Source organism: Paraburkholderia lebeckiae (assembly GCF_050436325.1).
Lineage (GTDB): Bacteria > Pseudomonadota > Gammaproteobacteria > Burkholderiales > Burkholderiaceae > Paraburkholderia > Paraburkholderia tuberum.
On the sequence record NZ_JBNDLZ010000003.1, the window covers coordinates 2,840,668 to 2,861,515 of the forward strand.

27 protein-coding genes are annotated in these 20,848 nt (G+C 59.9%); all 27 read left to right on the top strand.

Annotation, left to right across the window (positions count from 1 at the left end; translation table 11 throughout):
• The first annotated feature begins 4 nt into the window (after positions 1-4).
• The 27 genes from rpoC to rplO all read left to right on the top strand — a co-directional run bounded on the left by rpoC (position 5) and on the right by rplO (position 20,817).
• The gene (gene rpoC / locus OKW44_RS30975; RefSeq protein ID WP_018420145.1) at positions 5-4,243 is read left to right on the top strand and encodes a DNA-directed RNA polymerase subunit beta'; all 4,239 of its coding nucleotides are present in this window, start codon (positions 5-7) and stop codon (positions 4,241-4,243) included.
• 227 nt (positions 4,244-4,470) lie between these two features.
• Positions 4,471-6,318 (top strand): DNA helicase RecQ, encoded by a 1,848-nt coding sequence (recQ, locus tag OKW44_RS30980; RefSeq protein ID WP_018420146.1) that lies wholly within the window; start codon positions 4,471-4,473, stop codon positions 6,316-6,318.
• Between the two features lie 220 nt (positions 6,319-6,538).
• Positions 6,539-6,919, top strand: coding sequence for a 30S ribosomal protein S12 (rpsL, locus tag OKW44_RS30985; RefSeq protein ID WP_006053290.1), 381 nt, complete (start codon positions 6,539-6,541; stop codon positions 6,917-6,919).
• 181 nt (positions 6,920-7,100) lie between these two features.
• Positions 7,101-7,571 carry a 30S ribosomal protein S7 gene (gene rpsG / locus OKW44_RS30990; RefSeq protein ID WP_006053291.1) on the top strand — a complete coding sequence of 157 codons (471 nt, stop codon included), beginning with the start codon at positions 7,101-7,103 and terminating at the stop codon, positions 7,569-7,571.
• Positions 7,572-7,703: 132 nt separating this feature from the next.
• A complete protein-coding gene (gene fusA, locus OKW44_RS30995; RefSeq protein WP_018420147.1) occupies positions 7,704-9,806 on the top strand; it encodes an elongation factor G in 2,103 nt (700 codons plus the stop codon).
• 48 nt (positions 9,807-9,854) lie between these two features.
• Complete coding sequence (gene tuf, locus OKW44_RS31000; protein ID WP_018420138.1) at positions 9,855-11,045, top strand: elongation factor Tu; 1,191 nt, start codon at positions 9,855-9,857, stop codon at positions 11,043-11,045.
• 127 nt (positions 11,046-11,172) lie between these two features.
• Complete coding sequence (gene rpsJ, locus OKW44_RS31005) at positions 11,173-11,484, top strand: 30S ribosomal protein S10 (protein WP_006998489.1); 312 nt, start codon at positions 11,173-11,175, stop codon at positions 11,482-11,484.
• A gap of 200 nt (positions 11,485-11,684) precedes the next feature.
• Positions 11,685-12,344: a 50S ribosomal protein L3 gene (gene rplC, locus OKW44_RS31010; protein ID WP_026225726.1), complete on the top strand. Its 660-nt coding sequence runs from the start codon at positions 11,685-11,687 to the stop codon at positions 12,342-12,344.
• On the top strand, positions 12,344-12,964 hold the full coding sequence (gene rplD, locus OKW44_RS31015; RefSeq protein ID WP_007180136.1) for a 50S ribosomal protein L4: 621 nt from the start codon (positions 12,344-12,346) through the stop codon (positions 12,962-12,964). The genes rplC and rplD overlap by 1 nt, the downstream gene beginning before the upstream one ends.
• Entirely contained in the window at positions 12,961-13,275 is a 315-nt protein-coding gene (gene rplW / locus OKW44_RS31020) for a 50S ribosomal protein L23 (protein ID WP_008923345.1), read from the top strand. Before rplD ends, rplW begins: the two co-directional genes overlap by 4 nt.
• Positions 13,276-13,277: 2 nt before the next feature.
• Positions 13,278-14,105: a 50S ribosomal protein L2 gene (gene rplB, locus OKW44_RS31025; RefSeq protein WP_018420149.1), complete on the top strand. Its 828-nt coding sequence runs from the start codon at positions 13,278-13,280 to the stop codon at positions 14,103-14,105.
• A gap of 10 nt (positions 14,106-14,115) precedes the next feature.
• Positions 14,116-14,391 (top strand): 30S ribosomal protein S19, encoded by a 276-nt coding sequence (rpsS, locus tag OKW44_RS31030; RefSeq protein ID WP_006998484.1) that lies wholly within the window; start codon positions 14,116-14,118, stop codon positions 14,389-14,391.
• A gap of 11 nt (positions 14,392-14,402) precedes the next feature.
• Positions 14,403-14,732, top strand: a complete 330-nt coding sequence (gene rplV, locus OKW44_RS31035) for a 50S ribosomal protein L22 (protein WP_018420150.1) — start codon at positions 14,403-14,405, stop codon at positions 14,730-14,732.
• A gap of 11 nt (positions 14,733-14,743) precedes the next feature.
• Positions 14,744-15,550 (top strand): 30S ribosomal protein S3, encoded by an 807-nt coding sequence (rpsC, locus tag OKW44_RS31040; protein WP_012434570.1) that lies wholly within the window; start codon positions 14,744-14,746, stop codon positions 15,548-15,550.
• A 2-nt stretch (positions 15,551-15,552) separates the two neighbouring features.
• On the top strand, positions 15,553-15,969 hold the full coding sequence (rplP, locus tag OKW44_RS31045) for a 50S ribosomal protein L16 (protein ID WP_008923342.1): 417 nt from the start codon (positions 15,553-15,555) through the stop codon (positions 15,967-15,969).
• 10 nt (positions 15,970-15,979) lie between these two features.
• Positions 15,980-16,174, top strand: a complete 195-nt coding sequence (gene rpmC / locus OKW44_RS31050; protein WP_007180130.1) for a 50S ribosomal protein L29 — start codon at positions 15,980-15,982, stop codon at positions 16,172-16,174.
• Positions 16,171-16,443, top strand: coding sequence for a 30S ribosomal protein S17 (rpsQ, locus tag OKW44_RS31055; RefSeq protein WP_007180129.1), 273 nt, complete (start codon positions 16,171-16,173; stop codon positions 16,441-16,443). Before rpmC ends, rpsQ begins: the two co-directional genes overlap by 4 nt.
• A gap of 290 nt (positions 16,444-16,733) precedes the next feature.
• Positions 16,734-17,102, top strand: coding sequence for a 50S ribosomal protein L14 (rplN, locus tag OKW44_RS31060; RefSeq protein WP_006998478.1), 369 nt, complete (start codon positions 16,734-16,736; stop codon positions 17,100-17,102).
• Positions 17,103-17,111: 9 nt separating this feature from the next.
• Positions 17,112-17,420, top strand: coding sequence for a 50S ribosomal protein L24 (gene rplX, locus OKW44_RS31065; RefSeq protein ID WP_018420152.1), 309 nt, complete (start codon positions 17,112-17,114; stop codon positions 17,418-17,420).
• Between the two features lie 16 nt (positions 17,421-17,436).
• Positions 17,437-17,976, top strand: a complete 540-nt coding sequence (rplE, locus tag OKW44_RS31070; protein WP_008923339.1) for a 50S ribosomal protein L5 — start codon at positions 17,437-17,439, stop codon at positions 17,974-17,976.
• A 7-nt stretch (positions 17,977-17,983) separates the two neighbouring features.
• On the top strand, positions 17,984-18,289 hold the full coding sequence (rpsN, locus tag OKW44_RS31075) for a 30S ribosomal protein S14 (protein ID WP_018420153.1): 306 nt from the start codon (positions 17,984-17,986) through the stop codon (positions 18,287-18,289).
• Positions 18,290-18,303: 14 nt separating this feature from the next.
• Entirely contained in the window at positions 18,304-18,699 is a 396-nt protein-coding gene (rpsH, locus tag OKW44_RS31080; RefSeq protein WP_006052216.1) for a 30S ribosomal protein S8, read from the top strand.
• A gap of 18 nt (positions 18,700-18,717) precedes the next feature.
• The gene (gene rplF / locus OKW44_RS31085) at positions 18,718-19,248 is read left to right on the top strand and encodes a 50S ribosomal protein L6 (RefSeq protein ID WP_018420154.1); all 531 of its coding nucleotides are present in this window, start codon (positions 18,718-18,720) and stop codon (positions 19,246-19,248) included.
• A gap of 12 nt (positions 19,249-19,260) precedes the next feature.
• Positions 19,261-19,626: a 50S ribosomal protein L18 gene (gene rplR / locus OKW44_RS31090; protein WP_018420155.1), complete on the top strand. Its 366-nt coding sequence runs from the start codon at positions 19,261-19,263 to the stop codon at positions 19,624-19,626.
• Between the two features lie 14 nt (positions 19,627-19,640).
• Positions 19,641-20,159 carry a 30S ribosomal protein S5 gene (gene rpsE / locus OKW44_RS31095; protein ID WP_007730604.1) on the top strand — a complete coding sequence of 173 codons (519 nt, stop codon included), beginning with the start codon at positions 19,641-19,643 and terminating at the stop codon, positions 20,157-20,159.
• Between the two features lie 11 nt (positions 20,160-20,170).
• Positions 20,171-20,353 (top strand): 50S ribosomal protein L30, encoded by a 183-nt coding sequence (rpmD, locus tag OKW44_RS31100; RefSeq protein ID WP_008923335.1) that lies wholly within the window; start codon positions 20,171-20,173, stop codon positions 20,351-20,353.
• Positions 20,354-20,382: 29 nt separating this feature from the next.
• Positions 20,383-20,817, top strand: coding sequence for a 50S ribosomal protein L15 (rplO, locus tag OKW44_RS31105; RefSeq protein ID WP_018420156.1), 435 nt, complete (start codon positions 20,383-20,385; stop codon positions 20,815-20,817).
• The last annotated feature ends 31 nt before the right edge of the window (positions 20,818-20,848 follow it).

Genomic DNA, 20,848 nt, shown 5'->3' on the forward strand with positions numbered 1-20,848 from the left:
AGCGATGAAAGCTTTGCTCGATCTATTCAAGCAAGTCCAACAACCTGAAGTTTTCGACGCGATCAAGATCGGTCTGGCCTCGCCGGACAAGATCCGTTCGTGGTCGTTCGGTGAAGTCAAGAAGCCGGAAACCATCAACTACCGCACGTTCAAGCCGGAGCGCGATGGTCTGTTCTGCGCGAAGATTTTCGGTCCGATCAAGGACTACGAATGCCTTTGCGGCAAGTACAAGCGCCTGAAGCACCGCGGTGTGATCTGCGAGAAGTGCGGCGTCGAAGTGACGCTCGCGAAAGTGCGTCGTGAGCGGATGGGCCACATTGAGCTGGCCTCGCCGGTCGCGCACATCTGGTTCCTGAAGTCGCTGCCGTCGCGTCTGGGCATGGTGCTCGACATGACGCTGCGCGACATCGAGCGCGTGCTGTACTTCGAAGCATACGTGGTGATCGATCCGGGCATGACGCCGCTCAAAGCGCGGCAGATCATGACCGAAGAGGATTACTACAACAAGGTCGAGGAATACGGCGACGAATTCCGTGCCGAGATGGGCGCGGAAGGTATTCGCGAACTGCTGCGCGCGATCAACATCGACGAGCAGGTCGAGCTGCTGCGCACGGAGCTCAAGAACACCGGCTCGGAAGCGAAGATCAAGAAGTACGCGAAGCGCCTGAAAGTGCTCGAGGCGTTCCAGCGTTCGGGCATCAAGCCGGACTGGATGGTCCTCGAAGTGCTGCCGGTGCTGCCGCCGGAACTGCGTCCGCTCGTCCCGCTCGACGGCGGCCGTTTCGCGACGTCGGACCTGAACGACCTGTATCGCCGCGTGATCAACCGTAACAACCGGTTGAAGCGTTTGCTCGAGCTGAAGGCGCCTGAAATCATCGTCCGCAACGAAAAGCGGATGCTGCAGGAAGCCGTCGACTCGCTGCTCGACAACGGCCGTCGCGGCAAGGCGATGACCGGTGCGAACAAGCGTCCGCTGAAGTCGCTCGCGGACATGATCAAGGGTAAGGGCGGTCGCTTCCGTCAGAACCTGCTCGGTAAGCGTGTCGACTACTCGGGCCGTTCGGTGATCGTGGTCGGCCCGACGCTGAAGCTGCATCAGTGCGGTCTGCCGAAGCTGATGGCGCTCGAACTGTTCAAGCCGTTCATCTTCAATAAGCTCGAAGTGATGGGTGTCGCTACCACCATCAAGGCTGCGAAGAAGGAGGTCGAGAACCAGACACCGGTGGTGTGGGACATCCTCGAAGAGGTGATCCGCGAACATCCGGTCATGCTGAACCGTGCGCCGACGCTGCACCGTCTCGGCATCCAGGCTTTCGAGCCGGTGCTGATCGAAGGTAAGGCAATCCAGCTGCACCCGCTCGTTTGCGCGGCGTTCAACGCCGACTTCGACGGTGACCAGATGGCCGTTCACGTGCCGCTGTCGCTCGAAGCGCAGATGGAAGCGCGCACGCTGATGCTCGCGTCGAACAACGTGCTGTTCCCGGCTAACGGCGATCCGTCGATCGTGCCGTCGCAGGATATCGTGCTGGGCCTGTACTACGCGACGCGTGAAGCGGTGAACGGCAAGGGCGAAGGGCTGACGTTCACGGGCGTGTCGGAAGTGCTGCGCGCGTACGAGAACAAGGAAGTCGAACTGGCCTCGCGCGTCAACGTGCGGATCACCGAAATGGTCCACAACGAAGACAAGTCGGAAGGCGCGCCGGCGTTCGTGCCGAAGATTACGCTGTATGCGACCACGGTTGGCCGCTCGATCCTGTCGGAAATCCTGCCGCCGGGTCTGCCGTTCTCGGTGCTGAACAAGCCGCTGAAGAAGAAGGAAATCTCGCGTCTGATCAACACCGCGTTCCGCAAGTGCGGTCTGCGTGAGACGGTGATTTTCGCCGACCAACTGATGCAGTCAGGCTTCCGTCTGGCAACGCGCGCTGGTATTTCGATCTGCGTCGACGACATGCTCGTACCGCCGCAGAAGGAAACCATCGTTGGCGACGCCGCGAAGAAGGTGAAGGAATACGACCGTCAGTACATGTCGGGTCTCGTCACTGCGCAGGAGCGCTACAACAACGTGGTCGACATCTGGTCGGCGACGTCGGAAGCGGTCGGCAAGGCAATGATGGAACAGCTGTCGACGGAACCGGTCACGGACCGCGACGGCAACCAGACGCGTCAGGAGTCGTTCAACTCCATCTACATGATGGCGGACTCGGGTGCTCGTGGTTCCGCGGTTCAGATCCGTCAGCTGGCCGGTATGCGCGGTCTGATGGCGAAGCCGGACGGCTCGATCATCGAGACGCCGATTACGGCGAACTTCCGCGAAGGTCTGAACGTGTTGCAGTACTTCATCTCGACCCACGGTGCACGTAAGGGTCTGGCTGATACGGCACTGAAGACCGCGAACTCGGGTTACCTGACGCGTCGTCTCGTTGACGTGACGCAGGATCTGGTCGTCGTCGAGGAAGATTGCGGCACGTCGAACGGCGTGGCGATGAAGGCGCTCGTGGAAGGCGGTGAAGTGGTCGAAGCGCTGCGTGACCGTATCCTGGGTCGCGTGGCCGTGGCTGACATCGTCAACCCGGAATCGCAGGAAACGCTGTTCGAAGCGGGCACGCTGCTCGACGAAGACGCGGTCGAAGACATCGAACGCCTCGGCATCGACGAAGTGCGCGTGCGCACGCCGCTTACCTGCGAAACGCGCTACGGTCTGTGCGCGGCCTGCTACGGTCGCGACCTCGGCCGCGGCTCGCTCGTGAACGTCGGCGAAGCGGTCGGCGTGATCGCGGCGCAGTCGATCGGTGAACCGGGCACGCAGCTCACGATGCGTACGTTCCACATCGGTGGCGCGGCGTCGCGTGCGGCGGTGGCTTCGTCGGTCGAAGCGAAGTCGAACGGTACGGTGCGTTTCACGTCGACGATGCGTTACGTCACGAATGCGAAGGGCGAGCAGATCGTCATCTCGCGTTCGGGCGAAGCGATGATCACCGACGATCACGGCCGCGAGCGCGAGCGTCACAAGGTGCCGTACGGCGCCACGCTGCTGCAGCTCGACGGTGCGCAGATCAAGGCTGGCACGCAACTGGCCACGTGGGATCCGATGACGCGTCCGATCATCACCGAGTACGGCGGTACGGTGAAGTTCGAGAACGTCGAGGAAGGCGTGACGGTCGCGAAACAGATCGACGACGTGACGGGTCTGTCCACGCTCGTCGTGATCGACGTGAAGCGTCGTGGTTCGCAGGCGTCGAAGACGGTGCGTCCGCAGGTCAAGCTGCTCGATGCGAACGGCGAGGAAGTGAAGATCCCGAACACCGAGCACTCGGTGCAGATCGGCTTCCAGGTCGGCGCGCTGATCACCGTGAAGGACGGTCAGCAGGTGCAGGTTGGCGAAGTGCTTGCACGTATCCCGACCGAATCGCAGAAGACGCGTGACATTACCGGTGGTCTGCCGCGTGTGGCGGAACTGTTCGAAGCACGTTCGCCGAAGGACGCGGGTATCCTGGCGGAAGTCACGGGTACGACGTCGTTCGGTAAGGACACGAAGGGCAAGCAGCGTCTCGTTATCACGGACCTCGAGGGCAACCAGCACGAGTTCCTGATCGCGAAGGAAAAGCAGGTTCTGGTGCACGATGGTCAGGTCGTCAACAAGGGCGAAATGATCGTCGACGGACCGGCGGATCCGCACGACATCCTGCGTCTGCAGGGCGTCGAGGCGCTGTCGCGCTACATCGTGGACGAAGTGCAGGACGTGTACCGTCTGCAAGGCGTGAAAATCAACGACAAGCACATCGAAGTGATCGTGCGTCAGATGCTGCGCCGCGTGCAGATTTCGGACAACGGCGACACGCGTTTCATCCCGGGCGAACAGGTCGAGCGGTCGGACATGCTCGACGAGAACGACCGTATGATCGCGGAAGACAAGCGTCCGGCAACGTACGAAAACGTGCTGCTCGGTATCACGAAGGCGTCGCTGTCGACCGATTCGTTCATCTCCGCGGCGTCGTTCCAGGAAACGACCCGCGTGCTGACCGAAGCGGCGATCATGGGCAAGCGCGACGACCTGCGTGGCCTGAAGGAAAACGTGATCGTCGGCCGTCTGATTCCGGCCGGTACGGGTCTCGCGTTCCACAAGGCGCGCAAGAGCAAGGAACTGGCCGACCGGGAGCGTTTCGATCAGATCGCAGCGGAAGAGTCGTTCGAATTCGGGACGCCGGAAACCCCGGCTGCCGAACAGCAGCACTCGGGCGAGTAAGTGCTGGCGGCGCAAGCCGCCTAGCCTGACGAGTCACGAAAGCCGCTCAGTTTCGACTGAGCGGTTTTTTTTTGCTCTTTTTGCGCGTGCCATCGGTGCTACGTGCCGGAGCAGTAGTACTAGGCCCGATGGCTAACGTTGTCGCAAAGCGCGGGCGCGGCACGAATGCGTTGGTAAAATTCGTCTCACCGCCTGCGTGCCTTTCCTTCGCCGTCTCTCTCAAATACATGTCCCGACCGCTCGAAATCCTCAATGAAGTCTTTGGTTATCCCGCGTTCAGAGGGCAGCAGGGCGAAATTGTCGAGCACGTCGCCGACGGTGGCGATTGCCTTGTGCTGATGCCGACGGGCGGCGGCAAATCGCTGTGCTATCAGATTCCGTCGCTGGTGCGTCGCGAACGCGGCTTCGGCGCCGGTATTGTCGTATCGCCGTTGATCGCGCTGATGCAGGATCAGGTGGCCGCGCTGACCGAAGTCGGCGTGCGGGCCGCGTACCTGAACTCAACGTTATCGAGCGCGGAGGCGGTGGCCACCGAGCGGGCGCTCCGCGACGGCGACGTCGATCTGCTCTACGTCGCACCGGAGCGGTTGATGACTCCGCGCTTCCAGGAACTGCTCGAACGCACGCGCATCGGTCTTTTCGCGATCGACGAAGCGCACTGCGTGTCGCAATGGGGACACGATTTCCGGCCCGAATACATCCAGCTGTCGGTGCTGCACGAGCGCTTTCCGAATGTCCCGCGCATCGCGCTGACGGCGACCGCCGACGCGATCACGCGCGACGAAATCATCCACCGTCTCGCGCTCGAGGATGCGCGCGTATTCGTGTCGAGTTTCGATCGGCCGAACATCCGCTATCGCATCGCCGAAAAAGACAACGCGCGCACGCAACTGCTCGACTTCATTCGCGCGGAGCATACGAAAGCCGATGGCACGACCGACGCGGGCGTCGTTTATTGCTTGTCGCGCCGCAAGGTCGAGGAAACCGCGGAGTGGCTGAAGGAAAAGGGCATGCGCGCGCTGCCGTACCACGCCGGCATGGAGTTCGAGGTGCGCCAGAAACATCAGGAGATGTTCCAGCGCGAGGAAGGCATCGTGATGTGCGCGACGATTGCGTTCGGCATGGGCATCGACAAACCCGACGTGCGGTTCGTCGCGCATCTGGATTTGCCCAAGAGCGTGGAAGGGTACTACCAGGAAACCGGCCGCGCGGGCCGCGACGGACTGCCGTCGAACGCGTGGATGGCCTACGGGCTCGGCGACGTCGTGCAGCAGCGCAAGATGATCGACGAATCCGAAGCAGACGACGCGCACAAGCGCGTCCAGACCGGCAAGCTCGACGCGCTGCTCGGTTTGTGCGAAACGGCGACTTGCCGGCGGGTGCGCCTGCTCGCGTACTTCGGCGAAACGAGCCAGCCGTGCGGCAACTGCGACAACTGCCTCGAGCCGCCGCCGACCTGGGATACGACGCGCGAGGCTCAGATGGCGCTGTCGTGCGTGTTTCGCGCGCAGCGTGCGAGCGGCTTTCATTTCGGCGCCGGACACCTGATAGATATTTTGCGTGGCAACCGCAGCGAAAAAATCCTGCAGCGCGGCCACGAGAAGCTGACCACGTTCGGTATCGGCGCGGCGCTCGGTGAGCCGGAGTGGCGTGCGATCTTCCGCCAACTCGTCGCATTCGGTTACCTGACGGTCGATCACGAGGGCTTCGGTTCGCTCGTGCTGACGGAGGCGAGCAAGCCGGTGCTCAAGGGCGAGCAGAAGGTGACGATGCGCCGCTACGTCAAGCCGACACGCACGCGTCAATCGTCGGGTCGTACGAGCGAGCGCGCGGATCCGACCGTCGGCATGGGCCCTCGCGAGCGGGCCCGCTGGGAGCGTCTACGCATGTGGCGCACAGAAACCGCAAAGAGCGACGGAGTGCCGGCTTATGTGATTTTCCATGACGCGACGCTCGCGGAAATCGCCCGTCTCGGCCCCCATTCGATCGACGATCTGCGCGGGATTCCGGGCATGGGGGCGCGTAAACTGGACCGTTTCGGCGACGAATTGCTGCACGTCGTAGCGGCAGACTGACGTAGTCTGACTGTTTAGCCGGATTGACAGGGGGCGAAACACCGCAACTTGTTGACTCTCTTAGTATTTTCGGAATATTATGCTAGGTTCCGGTTCTTGGAATGCCTACGCGCAACTTCAGTTAGTGCGTGAGCGGGCCAGCCGGGAGGTTCGATGCGCGGGCGTTTCCGCTTTGCCCGGAAACCGATGCGTCGATTTTCTTCAATTTCAGGAATAAACAATGCCAACCATCAATCAACTGGTTCGCAAAGGCCGCACGTCGGAAACGACGAAGAGCAAGAGCCCGGCTTTGCAGGACTGCCCCCAGCGTCGCGGCGTGTGCACCCGTGTGTACACCACGACGCCGAAGAAGCCGAACTCGGCACTCCGTAAGGTCGCCAAGGTTCGTCTGACGAACGGCTTCGAAGTCATTTCGTACATCGGTGGTGAAGGCCACAACCTGCAGGAACACTCGGTCGTGCTGATTCGCGGCGGCCGTGTGAAGGACTTGCCGGGTGTGCGTTACCACATGGTTCGCGGCTCGCTGGATACCCAGGGCGTCAAGGATCGTAAGCAGGCTCGCTCGAAGTACGGTGCGAAGCGTGCCAAGGCTGGCAAGTAATTAGCCAGTCGATCGTGGTTTCAGGTCGCCTGCAAAGGCGGTAATAGCGATGGTGCCGGAATCGCCGGTGCTATCGAGTAAGTGGTCACCCGACCAGGCTGGTTAGTCTTACGGATGAATCGGGTTAGTTGGTGGCCGCGGGGCTGTAAACAGCTCCAACTGAAAAGATAAAGGAAGAAACATGCCGCGTCGTCGCGAAGTCCCCAAGCGGGAAGTGTTGCCGGATCCGAAGTTTGGCAACGTTGATGTAGCAAAATTCATGAACGTGCTGATGCTCTCCGGCAAGAAGTCAGTTGCCGAGCGTATCGTGTACGGCGCTTTCGAACAGATCCAGACCAAGGGTGGCAAGGACCCGCTGGAAGTGTTCACGGTGGCGCTCAACAACGTCAAGCCGGTGGTCGAAGTGAAGAGCCGCCGCGTTGGTGGTGCGAACTATCAGGTTCCGGTCGAAGTGCGCCCGTCGCGTCGTATGGCATTGGCGATGCGTTGGCTGCGTGAAGCCGCGAAGAAGCGCAGCGAGAAGTCGATGGCCCTGCGTCTGGCAGGTGAACTCTCCGAAGCGGCCGAAGGCCGTGGGGGCGCGATGAAGAAGCGCGACGAAGTTCACCGGATGGCAGAAGCCAACAAGGCGTTCTCGCACTTCCGTTTCTAAGCTTCCCGACTCCGGGTTTAGCGGAAAAACGGAAAGAAATTCCGGGCGGGTGCGCTTCAAAGGCGCCTCGCCCGTTTGTGTTACAGCGCGATGGGTATCTCTCGCATCGCGTCATCCCAATAGAGGATCAAAGTGGCTCGCAAGACTCCTATCGAGCGCTACCGTAACATCGGTATTAGCGCTCACATCGACGCCGGCAAAACGACGACGACCGAGCGCATTCTGTTCTACACGGGCGTGAACCACAAGATTGGTGAAGTTCACGACGGCGCTGCCACCATGGACTGGATGGAGCAGGAACAGGAGCGCGGCATCACGATTACTTCCGCTGCTACCACGGCATTCTGGAAAGGCATGGCAGGCGACCGCGCCGAACACCGCATCAACATCATCGACACCCCGGGTCACGTCGACTTCACGATTGAAGTCGAGCGCTCGATGCGTGTGCTCGACGGCGCGTGCATGGTGTACTGCGCTGTGGGCGGCGTGCAGCCCCAATCGGAAACCGTATGGCGTCAGGCTAACAAGTACAAGGTTCCCCGTCTCGCGTTCATCAACAAGATGGACCGTACCGGCGCGAACTTCTTCAAAGTCTACGACCAGCTCAAGCTGCGTCTGAAGGCGAACCCGGTTCCGGTCGTCGTGCCTATCGGCGCGGAAGAGAACTTCACGGGCGTCGTCGATCTGATGAAGATGAAGGCGATCATTTGGGACGACGCGTCCCAAGGCACCAAGTTCTCGTACGAAGACATCCCGGCAGACCTCGTCGACACGTGCAACGAATGGCGTGAAAAGATGATCGAAGCCGCGGCTGAAGCGAACGAGGACATGATGAACAAGTACCTCGAGTCGGGTAAGCTGACCGAAGAGGAAATCATCAAGGGTCTGCGCGACCGAACGATCGCTTGCGAAATCCAGCCGATGCTGTGCGGCACCGCGTTCAAGAACAAGGGTGTGCAGCGCATGCTGGACGCCGTGCTCGACTTCCTGCCGTCGCCGATCGACATCCCGCCGGTTACCGGCGAGTTGGAAAACGGTGAAAAGGGTGAGCGCCGCGCTGCTGACGACGAAAAGTTCTCGGCACTGGCATTCAAGATCATGACCGACCCGTTCGTCGGCCAACTGATCTTCTTTCGGGTGTACTCTGGTGTTGTGAATTCGGGCGACACCCTGCTGAACGCGACGAAGGACAAGAAGGAACGTCTGGGCCGTATTCTGCAGATGCACGCGAACCAGCGCGAAGAAATCAAGGAAGTGCGCGCAGGCGACATCGCTGCTGCGGTGGGCCTGAAGGACGCGACCACGGGCGACACGCTGTGCGATCCGACGAGCCCGATCGTGCTCGAGCGCATGGTTTTCCCGGAACCCGTGATTTCGCAGGCTGTTGAACCGAAGACGAAGCCGGACCAGGAAAAGATGGGTCTGGCTCTGAACCGTCTGGCGCAGGAAGATCCGTCGTTCCGCGTTCAAACGGACGAAGAATCGGGTCAAACCATTATTTCGGGCATGGGCGAGCTCCACTTGGAAATTCTGGTCGACCGGATGAAACGTGAGTTCGGCGTCGAAGCAACGGTTGGCAAGCCGCAGGTGGCTTACCGCGAAACGATTCGCGGCAAGGCGGAAGACGTTGACGGCAAGTTCGTCAAGCAGTCGGGTGGTCGCGGCCAGTACGGTCATGCGGTCATCACGCTCGAGCCGAACGAGCAAGGCAAGGGCTACGAGTTCCTGGACGAGATCAAGGGCGGTGTGATTCCGCGTGAATACATCCCGGCAGTCGACAAGGGTATCCAGGAAACGCTGAAGGCCGGCGTGCTGGCGGGGTTCCCGGTCGTGGACGTGAAGGTTCACCTGACGTTCGGTTCCTACCACGACGTCGACTCGAACGAAAATGCGTTTCGCATGGCCGGTTCGATGGCGTTCAAGGAAGCTATGCGCAAGGCACAGCCGGTCATCCTCGAACCGATGATGGCTGTCGAAGTCGAAACGCCGGAAGACTACATGGGCAACGTGATGGGCGACCTCTCTGGCCGTCGCGGTATTGTTCAGGGCATGGATGACATGGTTGGCGGCGGCAAGATCGTTCGCGCCGAAGTGCCGCTGTCGGAAATGTTCGGCTACTCGACGTCGCTGCGTTCGCTGACGCAGGGTCGCGCAACGTACACGATGGAGTTCAAGCACTACGCTGAAGCTCCGCGTAACGTGTCGGAAGCGATCATCAACGCGAAGTCGAAGTAATCGCGCGGCAAAGTCATTCAACGATTAACTTTCTGAAAGAAGAGAAACATGGCTAAAGGTAAATTCGAACGGACCAAGCCGCACGTGAACGTGGGCACGATCGGTCACGTTGACCACGGCAAGACCACGCTGACGGCAGCGATCACGACGGTTCTGACGCAGAAGTTTGGCGGCGAAGCGAAGGCGTACGACCAGATCGACGCGGCGCCGGAAGAAAAGGCGCGTGGTATTACCATTAACACCGCGCACGTCGAGTACGAAACGGCTAACCGCCACTATGCCCACGTCGACTGCCCGGGCCACGCTGACTACGTGAAGAACATGATCACGGGCGCGGCGCAGATGGACGGCGCAATCCTGGTGTGCTCGGCCGCTGACGGTCCGATGCCGCAAACGCGTGAGCACATCCTGCTGGCGCGTCAGGTTGGCGTTCCGTACATCATCGTGTTCCTGAACAAGTGCGACATGGTGGACGACGCCGAGCTGCTGGAACTCGTCGAAATGGAAGTTCGCGAACTTCTGTCGAAGTACGACTTCCCGGGCGACGACACGCCGATCATCAAGGGTTCGGCCAAGCTGGCGCTGGAAGGCGACAAGGGCGAACTGGGCGAAGTGGCGATCATGAACCTGGCCGATGCGCTGGACACGTACATCCCGACGCCGGAGCGCGCGGTTGACGGTGCGTTCCTGATGCCGGTGGAAGACGTGTTCTCGATCTCGGGTCGTGGCACGGTGGTGACGGGGCGCGTCGAGCGTGGCGTGGTCAAGGTCGGCGAGGAAATCGAGATCGTCGGTATCCGCGCAACGGCCAAGACGACCTGCACGGGCGTGGAAATGTTCCGCAAGCTGCTCGACCAAGGTCAGGCAGGCGACAACGTCGGTATCCTGCTGCGCGGCACGAAGCGTGAAGACGTGGAGCGTGGTCAGGTTCTGGCCAAGCCGGGTTCGATCAACCCGCACACGCACTTCACGGCTGAAGTGTACGTGCTGAGCAAGGACGAAGGCGGCCGTCACACGCCGTTCTTCAACAACTACCGTCCGCAGTTCTACTTCCGTACGACGGATGTGACGGGCTCGATCGAACTGCCGAAGGACAAGGAAATGGTGATGCCGGGCGACAACGTGTCGATTACGGTGAAACTGATCAATCCGATCGCGATGGAAGAAGGTCTGCGCTTCGCAATTCGCGAAGGTGGCCGTACGGTCGGCGCTGGTGTCGTCGCCAAGATCATCGAGTAAAATCGCGCATTGCTGTAGCAGTCTGTAGCGCCCGGGCTCGGGCACTCGCTCTGCGCGAGCGTCCGAGCCTACGTTCTTTTTCTAATCGGCGGTGCAATATCGCCTCGCTCTTTTTAAGGAATTTGTCATGCAGAACCAGAAAATCCGCATTCGCCTGAAGGCTTTCGACTATCGCCTGATCGACCAATCGGCAGCTGAAATCGTCGATACGGCAAAGCGGACTGGCGCAATCGTTCGTGGTCCAGTGCCCCTGCCGACCCGCATTCAACGCTTCGACATCCTGCGTTCGCCGCACGTCAACAAGACGTCGCGTGACCAGCTTGAGATCCGCACGCACCAGCGTCTGATGGACATCGTCGACCCGACGGACAAGACTGTCGACGCGCTGATGAAGCTGGATTTGCCGGCTGGCGTGGACGTTGAAATCAAGCTGCAGTAAGGCTTCACCCTTGGTCCGGCAAGCCGGGCAGCGCTAAGTCATTGATTGCTTGCGAAAAACGAAAAGACTCGCTACAATAATGGGCTTTTCGCGCATTTGCGCAAAAAAGTCGGCGTGCTGCAGCATGGTTTCATGCCCGAAACAGCGCCGGCATTTTGTAAATTAGCCCCGACCAATCGCAGTCGGGAATGGAGAAAACGATGAGCCTTGGACTCGTAGGTCGCAAGGTTGGCATGACCCGTATCTTCACGGCTGAAGGGGATTCGATTCCCGTCACCGTGCTGGACGTGTCCGACAACCGCGTGACGCAGATCAAGACTGTTGAAACCGACGGCTACACGGCCGTGCAGGTTGCCTTCGGTACACGCCGCGCATCGCGCGTGACGAAGCCGTTGGCAGGTCATCTCGCCAAAGCCGGCGTTCAGGCCGGTGAAATCCTCAAAGAATTCCAGATCGATGCCGCTAAGGCTGCCGAGTTGTCGAGCGGCACCGTGGTTGGTCCCGAGCTGTTCGAAGTGGGCCAGAAGGTCGACGTGCAAGGCGTGTCGATCGGTAAGGGCTACGCCGGTACCATCAAGCGTTACAACTTCTCGTCGGGCCGTGCGTCGCACGGTAACTCGCGCTCGCACAACGTGCCGGGCTCGATCGGTATGGCGCAGGATCCGGGCCGTGTTTTCCCGGGTAAGCGCATGACCGGTCACATGGGTGACGAGAAGGTAACGGTGCAAAACCTCGAAATCGCTCGTATCGACGCTGACCGCAAGCTGCTGCTGGTCAAGGGCGCCGTTCCGGGTGCGAAGGGTGGCAAGGTATTCGTTACGCCGGCCGTGAAGACACGTGCCGTGAAAGGAGCGAAATAATGGAACTTAAGCTCCTGAATGCCAATGGTCAGGAAGGTGCGGGCGTTAGCGCGTCGGACGTCGTGTTCGGCCGCGATTACAACGAAGCCCTGATTCACCAGGTGGTGGTGGCGTACCAGGCGAATGCCCGTAGCGGCAACCGCGCGCAGAAGGATCGTGAGCAGGTCAAGCACACGACCAAGAAGCCGTGGCGCCAGAAGGGTACGGGTCGCGCCCGTGCCGGTATGTCGTCGAGCCCGCTGTGGCGCGGCGGTGGCCGTATCTTCCCGAATTCGCCGGAAGAAAACTTTTCGCACAAGGTCAACAAGAAGATGCATCGCGCAGGTCTGTGCTCGATCTTCTCGCAGCTGGCCCGCGAAGGCCGCATCTCGGTCGTCGACGAGCTGACGCTCGAAGCGCCGAAGACGAAGCTGCTGGCCGAAAAATTCAAGGCGATGGGTCTCGACTCCGTGCTGGTGATTACCGACACGGTTGACGAAAACCTGTACCTCGCGTCGCGCAACCTCGCCCACGTGGCGGTTGTCGAGCCGCGTTACGCCGACCCGCTGTCGCTGATCTACTTCAAAAAGATCCTGATCACGAAGGCTGCGGTCGCCCAGATCGAGGAGTTGCTGTCATGAGCGAGATTCGCAAGAACGATCATCGTTTGATGCAGGTCCTGCTCGCGCCGGTGGTCTCCGAAAAGGCGACGCTGGTTGCCGACAAGAACGAGCAAGTTGTGTTCGAAGTCGCGCCGGATGCCACGAAGCAGGAAGTGAAGGCTGCAGTCGAGCTGCTGTTCAAGGTGGAAGTTGATTCCGTCAATGTGCTGGTCGCGAAGGGCAAAGCCAAGCGCTTTGGCCGCTTCATGGGCAAGCGCAAGGACGTGAAGAAGGCGTACGTCTGCCTGAAGCCCGGCCAGGAAATCAACTTTGAAGCGGAGGCCAAGTAATCATGGCAATCGTGAAAGTTAAGCCGACTTCGCCGGGCCGCCGCGCGATGGTCAAGGTGGTCAACAAGGAACTGCATAAGGGCAAGCCGTTCGCAGCGCTGCTCGACACGCAGTCGTCGACCGCCGGCCGTAATAACAACGGTCACATCACCACGCGTCACAAGGGTGGTGGTCACAAGCATCACTATCGTGTCGTCGACTTCCGTCGCACGAAGGATGGTATTCCCGCAAAGGTCGAGCGTCTCGAGTACGACCCGAACCGTAGCGCGAACATCGCGCTGGTTCTGTACGCAGACGGCGAGCGCCGCTACATCATCGCTCCGAAGGGTATCACCGTCGGTCAACAGCTGATGTCGGGTTCGGAGGCGCCGATCCGCGCAGGTAACACGCTGCCGATCCGCAACATCCCGGTCGGTACGACGATTCACTGCATCGAAATGCTGCCGGGCAAGGGCGCGCAAATGGCGCGTTCCGCAGGTACGTCGGCGATGCTGCTGGCTCGCGAAGGCATCTACGCGCAGGTCCGTCTGCGTTCGGGCGAAATCCGCCGCGTTCACGTTGAATGCCGCGCAACGATCGGTGAAGTAGGCAACGAAGAGCATAGCCTCCGTCAAATCGGTAAGGCTGGTGCGAACCGCTGGCGCGGTATCCGCCCGACGGTGCGTGGCGTTGCAATGAACCCGGTCGACCACCCGCACGGTGGTGGCGAAGGCAAGACTGCGGCAGGCCGCGATCCGGTGAGCCCGTGGGGCACGCCGACGAAGGGCTATCGCACCCGCAGCAACAAGCGCACGACGAGCATGATCGTCCAGCGCCGTCACAAGCGTTAAGGAGTAGGCAATGGCACGTTCTATTAAGAAAGGTCCGTTCTGCGACGCCCATTTGCTGAAGAAGGTTGAGGCGGCTGCGGCATCGCGTGATAAGAAACCGATTAAGACTTGGTCGCGTCGCTCGACGATCCTGCCGGACTTCATCGGTCTGACGATCGCCGTTCACAACGGCCGTCAACACGTTCCGGTGTATGTCACGGAAAACATGGTCGGCCACAAGCTTGGCGAGTTCGCACTGACCCGTACGTTCAAGGGTCACGCGGCCGACAAGAAGGCCAAGAAATAAGGGGTATCAAGATGGAAGTGAAAGCAATTCATCGCGGTGCCCGCATCTCGGCGCAGAAAACGCGCCTTGTGGCTGACCAGATCCGCGGTTTGCCGGTCGACAAGGCGCTGAACGTTCTGACGTTCTCGCCGAAGAAGGCTGCGGGAATCGTGAAGAAGGTCGTGCTGTCGGCGATCGCGAATGCGGAGCACAACGAAGGTGCCGATATCGACGAGCTCAAGATCAAGAGCATCTACATCGACAAGGCAGCATCGCTGAAGCGTTTCACCGCGCGCGCTAAAGGCCGCGGTAACCGCATCGAGAAGCAATCCTGTCACATCACTGTGACGGTCGGGAATTAAGGGGTCATACGATGGGACAGAAAATTCATCCGACTGGCTTTCGTTTGGCCGTCAGCCGCAATTGGGCGTCGCGTTGGTACGCGAACAACAACAATTTCGCGGCGATGTTGCAGGAAGACATCGGTGTTCGTGAATACCTGAAGAAGAAGCTGAAGAACGCGTCCGTCGGTCGCGTTGTGATCGAGCGTCCTGCAAAGAACGCCCGCATCACGATTTTCAGCTCGCGTCCGGGTGTCGTGATCGGTAAGAAGGGTGAAGACATCGAACTGCTGAAGTCCGAGCTGCAAAAGCGCATGGGCGTTCCGGTTCACGTCAACATCGAAGAAATCCGCAAGCCGGAAACGGACGCGCAACTGATCGCTGATTCGATTACGCAACAGCTCGAGCGCCGGATCATGTTCCGCCGCGCGATGAAGCGTGCGATGCAGAACGCGATGCGTCTGGGTGCTCAAGGCATCAAGATCATGAGCGCTGGCCGCCTGAACGGTATCGAAATCGCCCGTACGGAATGGTATCGCGAAGGTCGCGTGCCGCTTCATACGCTGCGTGCGGATATCGACTACGCAACGTCGGAAGCAAAGACGACGTACGGCATCATCGGCGTGAAGGTGTGGGTCTACAAGGGCGACACGCTCGGCCGCAACGACGCGCCGGTGGTCGAAGAAGTCGCCGAAGAAAAGCGTCCGCGCCGCAACGCGCGTCCGGGTGGCGATCGCCGTCCGCGTCGTGATGGTGAAGGTGGTGGCCCGGCAGGTGCACGCCGTGGCGCTCCTCGTCGTGCTGGCGGTGCCGGCGGCGACGGGAAGACTGGAGAATAACGATGCTGCAACCGAAACGCAGAAAGTATCGCAAAGAGCAGAAAGGTCGTAACACGGGCGTTGCTACCCGCGGCAACGCGGTGTCGTTCGGTGAGTTCGGCCTGAAGGCTGTCGGTCGTGGCCGTCTGACCGCGCGCCAGATTGAAGCGGCGCGTCGCGCAATGACGCGTCACATCAAGCGCGGTGGCCGCATCTGGATCCGGATCTTCCCGGACAAGCCGATCTCGACCAAGCCGGCGGAAGTGCGTATGGGTAACGGTAAGGGTAACCCGGAGTACTACGTCGCTGAGATTCAACCGGGCAAGATGCTGTACGAAATGGACGGCGTAACCGAAGAACTGGCGCGCGAAGCGTTCCGTCTGGCTGCAGCGAAGCTGCCGCTGAAGACGACGTTTATCGTGCGTCAGCTCGGCGCCTAAGGAGCAAATGATGAAGGCTTCCGAACTTCACCAGAAAGATCAGGCCGCGCTCAACAAGGAGCTGTCGGACCTGTTAAAGGCGCAATTCGGCCTGCGCATGCAACTCGCGACCCAGCAGCTCACGAACACGAGCCAGCTGAAGAAGGTCCGTCGCGACATCGCACGTGTGCGGACCGTCCTGACTGAGAAGGCGAACCAGAAATGAACGATAGCGTAAAAACCTCGCTCAAGCGGACGCTGGTCGGCAAGGTCGTCAGCAACAAGATGGACAAGACGGTTACCGTGCTGGTCGAGCACCGCGTGAAGCACCCGATCTACGGCAAGTACGTCGTGCGGTCGAAGAAGTACCACGCGCATGACGACGCGAACACGTACAACGAGGGCGACCTCGTTGAAATCCAGGAAACTCGTCCGATTTCGAAGACGAAGGCTTGGGTTGTGGCTCGCCTAGTCGAGGCTGCTCGCGTCATCTAATGTCGCCAAGCTTTAGAAGTAGTTGAAATCGCAGTAAGTTTCGCTTGCAAGACCGAGGTTATTTGATATAATTTCGGTCTTCCCTCTTTATGGGAGCCCCGTCGCGGGCGAAGTTGGTGGGGGAAGCGGTTCGGGCGCCAGCCTAGACCGAAGGATTCACCGGATTGCGATGGCGGGTTTCGTTTGCCGTCGCTGCTGTTCTAACCCAAGCAGCCGATCGGCTGACGGGACCAAGACTGACCGGGAAGCGCCATGGTGGTGTGACCGGATTAAGTTGGGAAAGATAAACCATGATCCAGACCGAAACTCGGCTTGAAGTGGCCGACAACACGGGTGCACGTGAAGTCATGTGCATCAAGGTGCTCGGCGGCTCGAAGCGTCGTTATGCCAGCATTGGCGACATCATCAAGGTGACTGTCAAAGAGGCAACGCCGCGCGGGCGCGTGAAGAAAGGCGAAATCTACAACGCCGTGGTGGTTCGCACCGCCAAGGGCGTGCGCCGTCAGGACGGCTCGCTGATCAAGTTCGACGGCAACGCAGCTGTGTTGCTCAACACCAAGCTCGAACCGATCGGTACCCGTATTTTCGGGCCTGTCACGCGCGAGTTGCGTAGCGAACGATTCATGAAGATCGTTTCGCTGGCGCCTGAAGTGCTGTAAGGAGTCGCGATGAACAAGATTCGCAAGGGTGACGAAGTTATCGTCATCACCGGCAAAGATAAGGGCAAGCGTGGCGTAGTGCTGGCCGTTCACGGCGAGACCGTGACTGTCGAGGGCATCAATCTCGTCAAGAAGCACGTCAAGCCGAACCCGATGAAGGGTGCGACGGGCGGCGTGGAAGCCAAGACGATGCCGCTGCAAATTTCGAACGTCGCATTGGTGGACGCGAATGGCAAGCCATCGCGTGTAGGCATCAAAGTCGAAGGGGACAAGAAGGTCCGTTTCCTGAAGACGACCGGTGCCGTACTGAGCGCCTGACGCTGCGGAGTAAAAAATGGCTCGTTTGCAAGAGTTTTACAAAGAGAAGGTTGTACCCGGCCTCATCGAGAAGTTCGGTTACAAGTCCGTGATGGAAGTGCCGCGCATCACCAAGATCACCCTGAACATGGGCCTTGGCGAAGCCGTCGCTGACAAGAAGATCATCGAAAACGCCGTTGGCGATCTGACGAAGATCGCGGGCCAGAAGCCGGTGATCACGAAGGCACGCAAGGCAATCGCTGGCTTCAAGATCCGTCAGGGCTATCCGATCGGTGCAATGGTCACGCTGCGTGGCCAGGCAATGTACGAATTTCTGGACCGTTTCGTGACGGTTGCGCTCCCCCGTGTGCGCGACTTCCGTGGCGTGTCGGGCAAGGCGTTCGATGGTCGCGGCAACTACAACATCGGTGTGAAAGAGCAGATTATTTTCCCCGAAATCGACTACGACAAGATCGACGCACTGCGTGGGCTGAACATCAGCATCACGACGACTGCGAAGACTGACGACGAAGCAAAGGCTCTGCTCGCCAGCTTCAAGTTCCCGTTCAGAAACTGAGGTTACCGTGGCTAAACTGGCACTGATCGAACGTGAAAAGAAGCGTGCTCGCCTCGCCGCCAAGTACGCTCCCAAGCGTGCAGCATTGAAGGCAATAATTGGCGATGCGAGCAAGTCGGAAGAAGAGCACTACGCAGCACGCTTGGAACTGCAGCAACTGCCGCGAAACTCTAACCCGACCCGTAAGCGCAACCGTTGCGCAATTACCGGTCGTCCGCGCGGCACGTTCCGTAAATTCGGGCTGGCGCGTAACAAGATTCGCGAAATCGCGTTCCGCGGCGAGATCCCTGGCCTGACCAAGGCGAGCTGGTAATAGGAGAAACATAAATGAGCATGAGTGATCCTATCGCCGATATGCTGACTCGCATCCGCAATGCGCAGATGGTCGAGAAGGTTTCGGTGACTATGCCCTCGTCGAAAGTCAAGGTTGCGATTGCGCAGGTCCTGAAGGACGAAGGTTATATCGACGATTTCGCAGTGAAGTCCGAAGGTGCGAAGTCGGAATTGAACATCGTGTTGAAGTATTACGCTGGCCGTCCGGTCATCGAGCGCATTGAACGCGTCTCGAAGCCTGGTCTGCGTGTGTACCGCGGCCGTAACGACATCCCCGTGGTCATGAATGGCCTGGGCGTGGCAATCGTGTCGACGCCGAAGGGCGTGATGACGGACCGCAAGGCACGTGCAACGGGCGTTGGCGGCGAAGTCATCTGCTACGTCGCTTAAGGCCGAAAGGAGAGAAACATGTCTCGAGTAGGTAAGAGCCCGATCGCGCTGCAAGGCGCGGAGGTGGCCCTGAGCGCCGACAGCATTACTGTCAAGGGTCCGCTGGGTACGATTTCGCAGGCTGCCAACAGCCTCGTGAAGGTAGTGAACGACAGCGGCACGCTGAAGTTCGAGCCGGTCGATGAAAGCCGCGAAGCGAATGCGATGTCGGGCACGATGCGCGCGCTTGTTGCGAACATGGTGCACGGCGTGACGAAGGGTTTCGAGCGCAAGCTGACGCTGGTTGGTGTCGGTTATCGCGCACAAGCGCAAGGCGACAAGCTGAACCTGTCGCTGGGTTTCTCGCACCCGGTGGTGCACCAGATGCCGGCTGGCGTCAAGGCAGAAACCCCGTCGCAAACCGAAATCGTGATCAAGGGGATCAACAAGCAACAAGTCGGTCAAGTCGCTGCAGAAGTGCGCGGCTACCGTCCGCCGGAGCCCTACAAGGGCAAGGGCGTGCGTTACGCCGATGAGGTTGTGATCCTCAAAGAAACGAAGAAGAAGTAAGGGTGCGCAATCATGGATAAGACTCAATCTCGCCTGCGCCGCGCTCGTCAGACGCGTATCAAGCTCGCTGAGCTGCAGGTCGCACGTCTCGCCGTGCATCGCACGAACACGCACATCTATGCGCAAGTGTTCTCGCCGTGCGGCACCAAGGTGCTCGCCAGCGCGTCGACGCTCGAAGCCGAAGTGCGTGCGCAACTGGCCGATCAATCGGGCAAGGGCGGCAACGTTGCTGCTGCGACCCTGATCGGCAAGCGCATTGCTGAAAAGGCTAAGGCTGCCGGCATCGAATCCGTCGCCTTCGACCGTTCGGGTTTCCGTTACCACGGTCGCGTGAAAGCGCTGGCTGATGCGGCGCGCGAAGCCGGACTCAAGTTCTAAGGGAAGAATTCGTCATGGCAAAGATGCAAGCTAAAGTTCAGGCTGACGAACGCGACGACGGCCTTCGTGAAAAGATGATCTCGGTCAACCGCGTGACCAAGGTCGTGAAGGGTGGCCGTATTCTCGGCTTCGCTGCACTGACCGTGGTTGGCGACGGTGATGGCCGCGTCGGTATGGGCAAGGGCAAGGCGAAGGAAGTGCCGGTCGCTGTCCAGAAGGCGATGGAGCAGGCTCGTCGCAACATGTTCAAGGTGCCGCTGAAGAACGGTACCCTGCAACACGAAGTGCACGGTAAGCACGGCGCATCGACGGTTCTCCTCGCTCCGGCGAAGGACGGTACCGGCGTGATCGCTGGGGGCCCGATGCGCGCAGTGTTCGACGTGATGGGCGTGCAGAACGTCGTGGCCAAGAGCCACGGTTCGACGAACCCGTACAACCTCGTTCGTGCGACGCTCGACGGCCTGCGCAAGCAGTCCACGCCGGCCGACATCGCTGCGAAGCGTGGCAAGTCCGTCGAAGACATTCTGGGCTAAAGGTGGACACCATGTCTGATAAAACTGTCAAGGTCCAGCTCGTCAAGAGCCTGATCGGCACCCGTGAATCGCACCGTGCAACGGTGCGTGGCTTGGGTCTGCGCCGACTCAATTCGGTTAGCGAGTTGCAGGACACGCCGGCTGTGCGCGGCATGATCAACAAGGTTTCGTACCTCGTTAAGGTCATCAGCTAAGCGGCTGACTAGGACTCAAGGAGTTGATAATGGAATTGAATAACCTGAAGCCGGCTGAAGGCGCGAAGCACGCAAAGCGTCGCGTTGGTCGCGGCATCGGCTCCGGCCTCGGCAAGACCGCTGGCCGTGGTCACAAGGGTCAGAAGTCGCGTTCGGGCGGCTTCCATAAGGTTGGCTTCGAAGGCGGTCAAATGCCGCTGCAACGTCGCCTGCCGAAGCGTGGCTTCACCTCGCTGACGAAGGAATTCGTCGGTGAAGTGCGTCTCTCGGATCTGGAGAAGCTGCCGGTCGACGAAATCGATCTGCTGGCTCTCAAGCAAGCCGGCTTGGTCGGCGAGCTGATCCGTAGCGCCAAGATCATTGCAACGGGCGAGCTCAAGCGCAAGGTCGTTGTGAAGGGTCTGGGTGCGACGAAGAGCGCACGTGCTGCTATCGAGGCAGCCGGTGGCTCTTTTGCCGAGTAACGCGCAAGTTATTTGCCGTCACTAGCATTTG